Origin of the sequence: Pseudomonas sp. JH-2, assembly GCF_036231725.1 — a bacterium.
In the GTDB taxonomy this organism is placed as follows: domain Bacteria; phylum Pseudomonadota; class Gammaproteobacteria; order Pseudomonadales; family Pseudomonadaceae; genus Pseudomonas; species Pseudomonas delhiensis.
In genome coordinates, this window is the sequence record NZ_JAZAQP010000015.1 from 67558 (window position 1) to 80128 (window position 12571).

Annotated in this window: 11 protein-coding genes; all 11 read right to left on the reverse strand. The window is 67.9% G+C overall.

Going from position 1 to position 12571, the window contains the following annotated elements:
• Window positions 1–449 precede the first annotated feature (449 nt).
• Window positions 450–2228, reverse strand: coding sequence for an acyl-CoA dehydrogenase C-terminal domain-containing protein (locus VV867_RS13150; protein WP_109931745.1), 1779 nt, complete (start codon window positions 2226–2228; stop codon window positions 450–452).
• A gap of 220 nt (window positions 2229–2448) precedes the next feature.
• Window positions 2449–4245, reverse strand: coding sequence for an acyl-CoA dehydrogenase C-terminal domain-containing protein (locus VV867_RS13155; protein WP_328566614.1), 1797 nt, complete (start codon window positions 4243–4245; stop codon window positions 2449–2451).
• Window positions 4246–4486: 241 nt separating this feature from the next.
• Window positions 4487–4807: a helix-turn-helix domain-containing protein gene (locus tag VV867_RS13160; RefSeq protein WP_089392940.1), complete on the reverse strand. Its 321-nt coding sequence runs from the start codon at window positions 4805–4807 to the stop codon at window positions 4487–4489.
• Complete coding sequence (locus tag VV867_RS13165; protein WP_275630539.1) at window positions 4800–5135, reverse strand: type II toxin-antitoxin system RelE/ParE family toxin; 336 nt, start codon at window positions 5133–5135, stop codon at window positions 4800–4802. The genes VV867_RS13160 and VV867_RS13165 overlap by 8 nt, the downstream gene beginning before the upstream one ends.
• 206 nt (window positions 5136–5341) lie before the next feature.
• Entirely contained in the window at window positions 5342–7147 is a 1806-nt protein-coding gene (locus tag VV867_RS13170; RefSeq protein ID WP_109931741.1) for a phenylacyl-CoA dehydrogenase, read from the reverse strand.
• 304 nt (window positions 7148–7451) lie between these two features.
• Window positions 7452–7679 (reverse strand): hypothetical protein, encoded by a 228-nt coding sequence (locus VV867_RS13175; RefSeq protein WP_089392938.1) that lies wholly within the window; start codon window positions 7677–7679, stop codon window positions 7452–7454.
• A gap of 66 nt (window positions 7680–7745) precedes the next feature.
• Complete coding sequence (gene bioD, locus VV867_RS13180) at window positions 7746–8435, reverse strand: dethiobiotin synthase (protein WP_328566615.1); 690 nt, start codon at window positions 8433–8435, stop codon at window positions 7746–7748.
• A gap of 79 nt (window positions 8436–8514) precedes the next feature.
• Window positions 8515–9321, reverse strand: coding sequence for a malonyl-ACP O-methyltransferase BioC (bioC, locus tag VV867_RS13185; protein WP_328566616.1), 807 nt, complete (start codon window positions 9319–9321; stop codon window positions 8515–8517).
• Window positions 9314–10039: an alpha/beta fold hydrolase gene (locus tag VV867_RS13190; protein ID WP_109931736.1), complete on the reverse strand. Its 726-nt coding sequence runs from the start codon at window positions 10037–10039 to the stop codon at window positions 9314–9316. Before VV867_RS13190 ends, bioC begins: the two co-directional genes overlap by 8 nt.
• The gene (bioF, locus tag VV867_RS13195) at window positions 10032–11237 is read right to left on the reverse strand and encodes an 8-amino-7-oxononanoate synthase (protein WP_109931734.1); all 1206 of its coding nucleotides are present in this window, start codon (window positions 11235–11237) and stop codon (window positions 10032–10034) included. Before bioF ends, VV867_RS13190 begins: the two co-directional genes overlap by 8 nt.
• Before the next feature lie 98 nt (window positions 11238–11335).
• Complete coding sequence (gene bioB / locus VV867_RS13200; protein WP_109931732.1) at window positions 11336–12391, reverse strand: biotin synthase BioB; 1056 nt, start codon at window positions 12389–12391, stop codon at window positions 11336–11338.
• Window positions 12392–12571 lie beyond the last annotated feature (180 nt).

Here is a 12571-nt window from a genome sequence, read left to right on the forward strand (position 1 = left end):
AAGATGCTCTTCGTAGGAGCGGAGCTTCTCCGCGATAGCCGGGCGTCCCGGCACGGATCGCGGATGAGATCCGCTCCTACGCCGCCCCACCCACGCCATTCCCTTTGTAGGAGCGGGCCCTGCGCGCGAATCGCGGGCAGGGCCCGCTCCTACAGTCGGCTGGGCGGGGAAAAACCGCAGGCAAAGAAAAACCCCGCCTTGCGAGCGGGGTTTTGCAGACCGATATCCTGACGTCCATGCTGGCCACCATCCGTGGTGGAATCCCTATCTTTCCGTTTTGTCGTCGGCGCTTCCTGCGCAGTGTCCTGACTGGAAACAAGATTACTCGCCAGCCCCCGTCGTCGATAGACGCCAAATGACACCACGACGTGTAAGCCTAGGCTTACAAAGCGTTGCCCCGCTGAAACGACAAGGCCCCGCCGAAGCGGGGCCCTGCCTGCCTGCGCGGCTTAGAACTGCGCGGCGTCGAGCAGGTACAGCGACTCGCTGCCGGCCTTCACTGAGGCGCTCAGCGAGTGGATGCGCGGCAGCAGACGGGCGAAGTAGAAGCGCGCGGTACCCAGCTTGCTGGCGTAGAAGTCGTCCTGCCCTTCCTTGCCCTGCGCGGCGCGAGCCATCAGCGCCCACATGTAGGCGTAGGCGGTGTAGCCGAACACCTGGAGGTATTCCACCGAGGCGGCACCGATCTCGTTGGGGCTGGCCTTGGCGCGGTCCAGCACCCAGGCGGTCAGCTCTTCGAGGTTCTGCACGGCAGCGTTCAGCGGGCCGGTGAACTCGGCCAGCTCGGCGCCGGCCGAGGCGGTGAAGGCTTTGATCTCGTCGGTGAAGTGCTTGGCGAAGGCGCCACCGCTACCGACGATCTTGCGGCCCATCAGGTCCAGCGCCTGGATGCCGTTGGTGCCTTCGTAGATCTGGGTGATGCGACAATCCCGGACAAGCTGCTCCTGGCCCCACTCGCGGATGAAGCCATGGCCGCCGAACACCTGCTGGCCGTGGACGGTGGTTTCCAGGCCCATGTCGGTTAGGAAGGCCTTGGCCACCGGGGTCAGCAGGGCGACCAGGTCCTCGGCGCGCTTGCGCACGGTGGGCTCTTCGCTGTACTTGGCGGTGTCCAGCTGCATGGCGACGTAGCTGGAGAAGGCGCGGCCGCCCTCGTTCAGCGCCTTCATGGTCAGCAGCATGCGGCGCACGTCCGGGTGCACGATGATCGGGTCGGCCGCCTTGTCCTTGGCCACCGGGCCGGTGGGCGCGCGGCTCTGGATGCGCTCGCGGGCGTATTCCACGGCGCTCTGGTAGGAGCGCTCGCCGGTGGCCAGGCCCTGGATGCCAACGCCCAGGCGCTCGTAGTTCATCATGGTGAACATGGCCGCCAGGCCCTTGTTCGGCGCATCGACGATCCAGCCGGTGGCGCCGTCGAAGTTCATCACGCAGGTGGCCGAGGCCTTGATGCCCATCTTGTGTTCGATGGAGCCGCAGCTCACGGCGTTGCGCTCACCGAGCGAGCCGTCCTCGTTGACCAGCACCTTGGGCACCAGGAACAGCGAGATGCCCTTGGAGCCGGCCGGCGCGTCGGGCAGCTTGGCCAGTACCAGGTGGATGATGTTCTCGGCCAGGTCGTGCTCGCCGCCGGTGATGAAGATCTTGGTGCCGCTGACCTTGTAGCTGCCGTCGGCCTGGGGCTCGGCCTTGGTGCGGATGATGCCCAGGTCGGTGCCGGCGTGGGGCTCGGTCAGGCACATGGAACCGGCCCAGGTACCGGCGTACATGTTCGGCAGGTACTTGCCCTTGAGTTCTTCGCTGGCGTGGTTGAGCAGCGACAGGCAGGCGCCGGCGGTCAGCATCGGATAGAGGCCGAAGGACAGGTTGGCCGCATTGACCATCTCCTCGACCTGCGCACCGATGACCTTGGGCATGCCCATGCCGCCGAATTCCGGCGCGCCGCCCACGCCCACCCAGCCGCCTTCGGCGTAGGTGCGGTAGGCCTCGGGGAAGCCGGCCGGGGTCTTCACGCCCTCGGCGCTCCAGCTGCAGCCTTCTTCGTCGCCGCTGCGGTTCAGCGGGGCGATCACGCCCGCGGTGACCTTGCCGGCTTCCTCGAGGATGGCGTTGGCGGTGTCGACGTCCACCGTCTCGGCCAGGCCCGGCAGCTCGGCCCAGAGCTTGCCCACCTCGAAGACTTCGTGGAGGACGAATTGCATGTCGCGCAGCGGTGCTTTGTAGTCAGCCATGTAGGAATCCTCGAGCGAAACAACGGCTGAACAAGCAGCCAGCGGTATTCAGGATAGGACGTACGCAAGGGTACGCCGGCGGAGTTTACCCCGACAACTCTTCAGAGCCATAGCGTCATATTGCGAACGAATTGTTAATCATCGGTCACACCATATGCGCCCACCGGACAGCCAGCGGCCCCGGCCGCCACGAGGGGCGACCGGGGCCGCGGTCGGCGCGTCAGAGGGCGAACTGCTCGGCGGACAGGCGCATCAGGCTTTCGCCGCCGGCCTCCACCGCCGCCTTGTGCGCGGCCGCGCGCGGCAGCAGGCGGGCGAAGTAGAAGTCCGCGGTGGCCAGCTTGGCCTGGTAGAAATCGGCTTCGGTGCTGCCTTGCTCCAGCTTGTTCCGGGCCACCAGGGCCATTTGCAGCCAGAAGTAGCCGAGGGTGACGTAGCCGGAGAACATCAGGTAGTCCACCGCCGCCGCGCCGACTTCGTCGGGGTTCTTCATGGCGGCCATGCCGACCTTCTGCGTCAGCTCGCCCCACTGCTTGTTCAGCGCCGCCAGCTGCGCTACCTGGGCCTTCAGCTGCGGGTGCTCGGCATTGGCCTGGCACAGCTGGTGGACCAGCCTGGTGAAGCCCAGCAGCAGCTTGCCCTGGCTGCCGAGCACCTTGCGCCCGAGCAGGTCCAGCGCCTGGATGCCGTTGGTGCCTTCGTAGATCGGGGCGATGCGACAATCCCGGACAAGCTGCTCCATGCCCCACTCGCGGATGAAGCCGTGGCCGCCGAACACCTGCATGCCGTGGTTGGTGACCTCCAGTCCGGTTTCGGTCATGAAGGCCTTGCAGATCGGGGTGAGGAAGGCCAGCAGGTTGGCCGCCTGCTCGCGTTCCTCGGCGCTTTCGGAAAGGTGCTCGATGTCCAGCAGCTGCGCGGTGAAGTAGGCCAGGGCGCGGTTGCCCTCATTGAAGGCCTTCATGGTCAGCAGCATGCGCCGCACGTCCGGGTGCACGATGATCGGGTCGGCCGGCTTGTCCGGCGCCTTGGGCCCGGTCAGGGCGCGCATCTGCAGGCGCTCGCTGGCGTACTTCACGGCGCCCTGGTAGCTGGTCTCGCCGAGGCACAGGCCCTGCATCCCGGTGCCCAGGCGCGCGTGGTTCATCATGGTGAACATGCAGGCCAGGCCCTTGTTGGCCTCGCCGATCAGGTAGCCGGTGGCGCCGTCGAAGTTCATCACGCAGGTGGCCGAGGCCTTGATGCCCATCTTGTGCTCGATGGAACCGCAGCTCACCGCGTTGCGCGCGCCGGCCTCGCCGCTGGCGTCGAGGCTGAACTTGGGCACGATGAACAGCGAGATGCCCTTGGTGCCGGCCGGGGCGTCGGGCAGCTTGGCCAGCACCAGGTGGATGATGTTCTCGCTCATGTCGTGCTCGCCGGCGGAGATGAAGATCTTGGTGCCGCTGATGGCGTAGCTGCCGTCGGCGTTGGGCACGGCGCGGGTCTTGATGATGCCGAGGTCCGTGCCGCAGTGCGGCTCGGTCAGGCACATGGTGCCGGTCCAGGTGCCCGCGGTCATGCGCGGTAGGTAGGCCTGCTTCTGCTCGACGCTGCCGTGGGCGTGGATGGCGGCCATGGCGCCCTTGGTCAGGCCCGGGTACATGCCCCAGGAGCAGTTGGCCGCGCCGATCATCTCGCTGACCAGCAGGCCGAGGGACGGCGGCAGGCCCTGGCCGCCGTACTCGGGGTCGGACGACACGCCGTTCCAGCCACCCTCGACGTACTGCGCGAAGGCTTCCTTGAACCCCTTGGGCGTGGTCACCACGCCATTGTCGAAGTGGCAGCCCTCCTCGTCGCCGGAACGGTTCAGCGGCGCCAGCACCTGCTCGCAGAACCTGGCCCCTTCCTCGAGGATCGCGGCGACCATGTCCGGGCTGGCATCGGTCGCGCCCAGGGCCTGGTAGCGGCCGGCGAAGTCGAAGACTTCGTCGATCAGGAAACGCACGTCGCGCAGGGGTGCCTTGTACTCGGGCATGGCAGTTCTCCAGTCGGTTCGGCGCCGGAACGGCGCGGATAGACCCTGAACCTACTGTGCGCCGGAAAGCGGCGGCAATCACTCTGCGCGCGATGAATGCGCGGCCATAACCGGGCCCGGCCTCGGGCCGGCCGCACCACCCCGCGACGGCCCCGGCCATACGCTGCAACGCGGTACTCGCGGCCTGCACGGGCACAAAAAAGCCCGCCATCAGGGCGGGCTTCCTGCACGGGAGAGCCGATCAGGCGAAGACCACTTCCACCCGCCCCTCACGGCGTGAACGGGGCGCGGCCTTGACCACGATCTGGACGTCACGTCCGAGCCGGGCCAGGCAGTCGATCATCTTGGCCTCGCTGATGCCTCTGAACTTCCCACGCAACATGTCGGAAACCTTGGGCTGGGGAAGCCCGAGGATTTCCGCGGCCTGGGTCTGTGTCAGGTGGCGAGCCTTGATGATGCTGCCGATCTTGGATGCCAGCCTGGCCTTGACCTGCATCTCGCCGGCATCGTCCCTGCCGAGGTCGGCATAGACGTTGCCGCTACCTTCTTCGAACTCAATCATTTTCTACGCTCTTCGCATGGGCTTCCGCGTCTTTCAGCCTTTTCTTGATCAGCGCTATGTCGTGCTGCGGAGTCTCTATGCCTCTGGTCGATTTCTTCTGGAAGCAGTGCAGAGCATAGACCGCTGCTGCAAGTTTCACCGTGTAGACCGCTCGATAGGTGTCGCCGTCGTAATCCTCGACGACTTCCAGCACTCCAGCGCCCGAGAAGCCCTTCATCGGCTTGGCCTGGGGATGCTTGCCGCCCTCCTGGGCCTGGTGCAGGGCGAAGCCGAATACATCCTGGACATCCTCGGGCATGTCCAGAAGGTCCTTCTTGCTGCTGCCCATCCAGATCAACGACTTCACTGATGGCTCGGCTTTCCCATGAACGGCCGAACGAATCTATACCCATATTGGTATAGCGATCAAGCCGGGCCACGATCGCGAGTGGAGCAGGCTCGGAAATGAAAACACCCTGCGGGCGCTTGGCTCGCAGGGTGTCGGGTGCCTCCGTGGACAGCCCGCCAAGGGGCGGGCTGGTGCCAGCGGCGCTATCAGTAACCGAGGGAGAAGTCTTCCTCGGCCATGTCCATCAGGTTGCCGGCGCCGGACAGCATGGTGGCGACGTGGGTGCGGGTACGCGGCAGGATGCGCTGGAAGTAGAAGCGCGCGGTTTGCAGCTTGGCCTTGTAGAAGGCCTCCTCGCCGGTGCCGGCGGCCAGTTTCTCGGCGGCCAGGCGTGCCATGTCGGCCCAGAAGTAGGCCAGGCAGGCGTAGCCGGAGAACATCAGGTAGTCCACCGAAGCGGCGCCGACTTCCTCGCGGTCCTTCATGGCGGCCATGCCGACCTTCATGGTCAGTTCGCCCCACTCCTTGTTCAGCGCGGCCAGCGGCGCGACGAATTCCTTGACGGCGTCGTTGCCTTCGTTGGCCTGGCAGAACTTGTGCACGATCTTGGTGAAGCCCTTGAGCGCCTCGCCCTGGGTCATCAGTACCTTGCGGCCCAGCAGGTCCAGCGCCTGAACGCCGGTGGTGCCTTCGTACAGCATGGAGATGCGGCTGTCGCGGACGTTCTGTTCCATGCCGTGCTCGGCGATGAAGCCGTGGCCGCCATAGATCTGCACGCCGTGGTTGGCCGACTCGAAGCCGACTTCGGTCATGAACGCCTTGGCGATCGGGGTGAGGAAGGCCAGCATCGCGTCAGCGGCTTTCTTCTCTTCTTCGTCCTGGCTGCGCTGGACGATGTCCACCTGCTTGGCGGCGAAGTACAGCATGGCGCGGTTGCCTTCGGCGAAAGCCTTGGCGGTCAGCAGCATGCGGCGCACGTCCGGGTGCACGATGATCGGGTCGGCGGCCTTTTCCGGGGCTTTCGGGCCGGTCAGCGAACGCATCTGCAGACGCTCGCGAGCGTAGGCGATGCCACCCTGGAAACCGATCTCGGCGTGGGCCAGGCCTTGCAGCGCGGTACCCAGGCGGGCGGTGTTCATGAAGGTGAACATGCAGTTCAGGCCCTTGTTCGGCGGGCCGATCAGGAAGCCGGTGGCGGCGTCGAAGTTCATCACGCAAGTGGCGTTGCCGTGGATGCCCATCTTGTGCTCGATGGAGCCACAGGACACGGCATTGCGCTCGCCTACGCCGCCTTCGGCGTTGGGCAGGAACTTCGGCACGATGAACAGCGAGATGCCCTTGGTACCCTGGGGGGCGTCGGGCAGGCGGGCCAGCACGATGTGGACGATGTTGTCGGCCATGTCGTGTTCGCCGGCGGAAATGAAGATCTTGGTGCCGGTGACCTTGTAGGTGCCGTCGGCCTGGGGTTCGGCCTTGGTGCGCAGCATGCCCAGGTCGGTGCCGCAGTGCGGCTCGGTCAGGCACATGGTGCCGGTCCACTCGCCGGACACCAGCTTGGTCAGGTAGGTGGCCTGCTGTTCCGGGGTGCCGTGGGCGTGCAGGGTGTTCATGGCGCCGTGGGACAGGCCCGGGTACATGCCCCAGGACCAGTTGGCCTGGCCGACCATCTCGCTGATGGCCATGCCCAGGGATTCCGGCAGGCCCTGGCCGCCGTGCTCGACGTCATGGGCCAGGCTCGGCCAGCCGCCCTCGACGAATTGCTGGTAGGCCTCCTTGAAGCCGGTGGGGGTCTTCACGCCCTCGGGGCTCCAGGTGCAGCCTTCCTGGTCGCCGACGCGGTTCAGCGGGGCGATCACCTGTTCGCAGAACTTGGCACCCTCTTCGAGGATGGCATTGACCATGTCCGGCGTGGCGTCCTGGGCGCCCGGCAGGTTCTGGTAGTGCGCTTCGTAGCCCAGCAGCTCGTCGCGAACGAAACGGATATCACGCAAGGGGGCCTTGTAATCAGGCATAGCGGTAAACCTCTACGAAGGGTTCTGGTTAATGGGCGACCGATGCTTGCGGTCGCTGTGCGGGAGCGTTCCCGGCCGCCCAGCCGATGCGCCGTGCGCCTCGACTCTCAAACAGGCGTTTGAAACATACGTTTACGCCCTACCCTTGTCAAGCGCGCAAGCCGACCGCCCGGTCACGCGCGAGGGCACGGGCCAGAGCGCTGAGTTCGCGGGTATCGATAGGCACAAGTAAAGCCCAGCCACGGGCCGCCGACAGGTGACGGCCCGAAGATGCTGAAAGGAAATTCTGAAGGGAGGAAAGGCGTCAGACGCTGATGTCGATCAGCGTCCCGAGGGTTTCGTCGGCGGTCTGCAGGACGCGGCTGGACGCCAGGGCGGCGTACTTGCTCATTTCCATGTCCACCACGGGGCGGGCGATGTCGTCCTGGGCCACGGGCTGCGCGGCCACCTGGGCGGCGGCGCGGTCGACCTGCTGCAGGCCGCGCTGCAGCCCCTGCAGACCGGTACTGAATGCGTTACCGGAGATTTCCATGGTCGATCTTCCTCGGTGGAACCTGCCGCCTATTCAAGCAGGATCGTCGGTGATATTCAAAGGCCATCAGTCCGGAAGATCGAGGATCCCCAGGTCCAGGTGCCCGGCCACGGCGAACGGCGTGGGCGCGGCCAGGCGCGGCACGCGGCCGATGCAGGGCGCCGGCAGGCGTTCGGCGAGGGTCGCCAGGTTCTCTTCCAGGCGCGAGGTCTGTGGGTCGACGATGTTGGCCACCCAGCCGGCCAGCGGCAGGCCGTCGCGCAGGATGGCCTCGGCGCTGAGCACCGCGTGGTTGATGCAGCCCAGGCGCACGCCCACCACCAGGATCACCGGCAGGTCGAGGCGGATGGCCAGGTCCGACAGGCTCTCCTCGCCGGCCAGGGGCACGCGCCAGCCGCCGGCGCCCTCCACCAGGGTGAAGTCGGCGCCGCGCGCCAGCACGTGGCGCACCGGCCCGGCCAGGGTGTCGACGTTCAGCGCCACGCCGACCTCGCGCGCCGCCAGGTGCGGGGCGATGGCCGGCTCGAAGGCGAAGGGGTTCACCTCCTCGTAGGCCAGCGGCAGGCTGCACTCGCCCAGCAGGGCCAGGGCGTCGCCATTGCGCAGGCCCTCGGGGCGGCGCTCGCAGCCGGAGGCCACCGGCTTGGCGGCGGCGGTGGACATGCCGGCCATGCGCGCGGCATGCAGCAGGCCGGCGGCGATGGTGGTCTTGCCGATTTCGGTGTCGGTGCCGGTGATGAAAAACGCGTGTGGCATGGGGTTCCTCTGGAAACGCCCTTGTAGGAGCGAGCTTGCTCGCGAACAGCCCGAGACGGGTTCGCGAGCAAGCTCGCTCCTACGAAGAGATGGGTTTGCGCAGGATGGCGTGGACCACCCTATAGGTCGCCGGCAGCCCCCCGGGCTGGCGGAAGCGTTCGTAGGCCTCGATCAGCGCCCGCACCCTGGCCCGCCCGGTCAGGCCGTCGGGGCGGCCGGGGTTGAGGTTGTGGGCACCCAGGGCCTTGAGTTCGTGGGTCAGGCTGCGCAGGTCGGGGAAGTGCAGCACGCGGTCCTCGGTGGCCAGCTGCAGCACTTCCAGCCCGCTCGCCGCGCACTGCGCCTGGTAGTCGGCGAAGGCGCGGAAGCGGTTGACGTGAACGAAGCCGTCCACCGCCTGCCAGCTGGCGCGCAGCTCGCCCAGGGTGCCGACGCACAGGCTGCTGAAGGCGAACACGCCGCCCTCGCGCAGCACCCGGCGCGCCTCGCCGAGCACCGCCGGCAGGTCAGCGCACCACTGGATGGCCAGGCTGGAGAACAGCAGGTCGCAGCACTCGCCGCGCAGCGGCAGGCGCTCGGCGTCGCCACCGATGAACTGCTGCGCGCCGCCATGCTCACGGGCGTGGCGCAGCATGCCTTCGGCGATGTCCACGGCCAGCCCTTCGGCCTCGCCGAAGCGCCGGGCCAGGGCCCGGCTGAAGTGGCCGGTGCCGCAGCCCAGGTCGAGCCAGCGGCGCACCGCCAGGTCGGCCGGCAGCCGCGCCAGCAGGCCTTCGCCGACGCCGCGCTGCAGTTCGGCCACGGCGTCGTAGGTGGCTGCCGCGCGGGAGAAGGAAGCGGCGACCTGGCGCTTGTCCGGCAGCGCGCCGCCCAGGGGATCAGACATCGTCGCCCTCGTGGATGAAAGTCAGGATGGCCGCGGCCACCTCGTCCGGGCGCTCCAGCGGCAGGCCGTGGCTGGCGCCGGCTATGGTGTTCACTTCCACGTCCGGCAACCACGCCAGCAGGGCGTCGGCGGCGCCGGCCGGGACCAGGGCGTCGTTGCCGGCGAACAGGTGCAGTTGCGGGCCGTCGTAGCGCTCCAGCGCCGCGCGGGTGTCCAGGCGCCCCAGCAGTTGCAGGCCGGCGCTCAGCGCCCCGGCCTCCAGCGCCGGCAGCGCCACCTGCAGCTGCCGCGCCAGGGTGCGGGCGTCGCGGGCGCCCTGGCTGGCCAGCAGGGTGAAGCGCTTGCGCGTCAGTTCCGGCTCCAGCAGGAAGGCCTCGAAGAAATCCTCGAAGACGCTGTTGGGCATGGCCTGCGGCCAGTCGTCCAGTTGGCGGAAGCTGGCGTTGGCGGCCAGGGTGATCAGGCCCCGGCAGGCCTGGCCGCGGCGCGCGGCCAGCTCGGCGGCGAGCATGCCGCCCAGCGACCAGCCGGCCAGCCAGCTGCCTTCGGGCAGTTCGTCGTCCAGCTCGTCCAGCCATAGCGCCGGGTCGGCTTCGCGCGGCAGCGGCTCGATGGCCACGTGCAGGTGCGGCGCCTGCTCCAGCAGGGCGTCGCGCAGCGGCTCCAGGGGCGCGCAGCCCAGGCCCCAGCCGGGCAGCAGAATCAGTTGGTCACGCATCCTCGCCCTCCTCGGCGTCGAGTTCCGCCAGCAGGCTGCTGGAGACCTGGCGCCAGCTCTGCTCCAGGGCTTCGAGCAGGCGGTCGACCTGCTCCTCGCTGTGGCTGGCGCTGAAGGTCACTCGCAGCCGCGCACTGCCGGCCGGCACGGTCGGCGGGCGGATGGCGCCGACCAGGATGCCGTGGTCGCGCAGCGCCGCCGACAGCGCCATGGCCTGGCGGCTGCCGCCGATGAGGATCGGCTGGATCGGCGTGAAGCTGTCCATCAGCGTCAGGCCGATGGCCTCGGCGCCGCGGCGGAAGCGTGCGACCAGCTGGCCCAGGTGCTCGCGGCGCCAGTTCTCGCTGCGCAGCAGCTCCAGGCTCTTCAGCGTGGCGCAGGCCAGCGCCGGCGGCTGGCTGGTGGTGTAGATGTACGGGCGGGCGAACTGGATCAGCGTCTCCACCAGCTCCTCGCTGCCGGCGACGAAGGCGCCGGCGGTGCCGAAGGCCTTGCCCAGGGTGCCGACCAGCACCGGCACGTCATCCAGGCCCAGGCCGAAGTGCTCGACGATGCCGCCACCGCCGGCGCCCAGCGGGCCGAAGCCATGGGCGTCGTCGACCATCACCCAGGCGCCGTGGCGCCTGGCCTCGGCGCACAGGGCCGGCAGCTCGGCGAGGTCGCCGTCCATGCTGAACACGCCATCGGTGACCACCAGGGTGTTGCCCTCGGCCTTGCCCAGGCGCGTGGCCAGGCTGGCTGCGTCGTTGTGCAGGTAGCGCGAGAAGCGCGCGCCGCTGAGCAGCCCGGCGTCCAGCAGCGATGCGTGGTTGAGGCGGTCTTCCAGCACGGTGTCGCCCTTGCCCAGCAGCGCGGTCACCGCGCCCAGGTTGGCCATGTAGCCGGTGGAGAACAGCAGCGCCCGCGGCCGCCCGGTGAATTCGGCCAGGGCCAGCTCCAGCTCGTGGTGCGGCCCGCAGTGGCCGTTGACCAGGTGCGAGGCGCCACCGCCCACCCCCCAGCGCTCGGCGCCGGCACGCAGCGCGGCGATCACCTCGGGGTGGTTGGCCAGGCCCAGGTAGTCATTGGAACAGAAGGCCAGCATCGGCCGGCCGTCGACCCGCACCAGCGGGCCCTGCGGCGACTCCAGCAACGGCCGCTGGCGGTAGAGATCGTCCGCCTGGCGCTGGGCCAGGCGGGCGGTGAGATCGAAGGACATAAAGCAGGCTCCAGGCGGCAGGCTATAGGCTTCAGGCTAAACCACAGCCGGCCATGACGCTCTCGCTGTGGCCTGCCGCCTGTAGCCTGCAGCCGCTCTCAGACTGCCGCGTCGTAGAACAGCTGCGAATCGCGCTGCTCGACCAGGGCCTGCTCGATGGCGGCCTGGTGCACCTCGTCGGCGTGCTCCTCGCGCGCCTCGGGCTTGATGCCCAGGCGGGCGAACAGTTGCATGTCCTTGTCGGCCTGCGGGTTGGTGGTGGTCAGCAGCTTCTCGCCGTAGAAGATCGAGTTGGCGCCGGCCATGAAGGCCAGGGCCTGCATCTGCTCGTTCATCTGCTCGCGGCCGGCGGACAGGCGCACGTGGGACTTGGGCATCATGATCCGGGCCACGGCCAGGGTGCGGATGAAGTCGAAGGGGTCGACGTCCTTCTCCTCGGCCAGCGGGGTGCCCTTGACCTTGACTAGCATGTTGATCGGCACCGACTCCGGGTGCTCGGGCAGGTTGGCCAGCTGGATCAGCAGGCCGGCGCGGTCGGCCACCGACTCGCCCATGCCGAGGATGCCGCCGGAGCAGATCTTCATCCCCGCCTCGCGCACGTAGGCCAGGGTCTGCAGGCGCTCGCCGTAGGTGCGGGTGGTGATGATGTTGCCGTAGAACTCCGGCGAGGTATCGAGGTTGTGGTTGTAGTAGTCCAGCCCGGCCTCGGCCAGGGCCTGGGTCTGCTCCTGGGTCAGCTTGCCGAGGGTCATGCAGGTTTCCAGGCCGAGGCGCTTCACGCCCTTCACCATTTCCAGCACGTAGGGCATGTCCTTGGCCGAGGGATGCTTCCAGGCCGCGCCCATGCAGAAGCGGGTGGAGCCGATGGCCTTGGCCTCGGCGGCCGCTTCCAGCACCTTCTGCACTTCCATCAGCTTCTGCTTGTCCAGGCCGGTGTTGTAGTGGCCGGACTGCGGGCAGTACTTGCAGTCTTCCGGGCAGGCGCCGGTCTTGATCGACAGCAGGGTCGAGACCTGCACGCGGTTCGGGTCGAAGTGCGCGCGGTGCACCGTCTGCGCCTGGAACAGGAGGTCGTTGAAGGGCTGCTCGAAGAGCGCCTTCACTTCGGCGAGGGTCCAGTCGTGGCGGGTGACGACGGATGCGGATGCACTCATGGGGAATTCCTTCGGACGCGGGCTGACGCCTCGTTGTTCTCGACCACCACGGCTGGCGCGGCGGTTCAGGCTTTGGAGGCATGATATGTAAGCCTTGGTCGCTGTCAACCAAGATGAAGTCACAAGTCGACAAGTGACTACTAATTGATCAACCCTGAGCCACGGCGGCGCCCGGCGCGG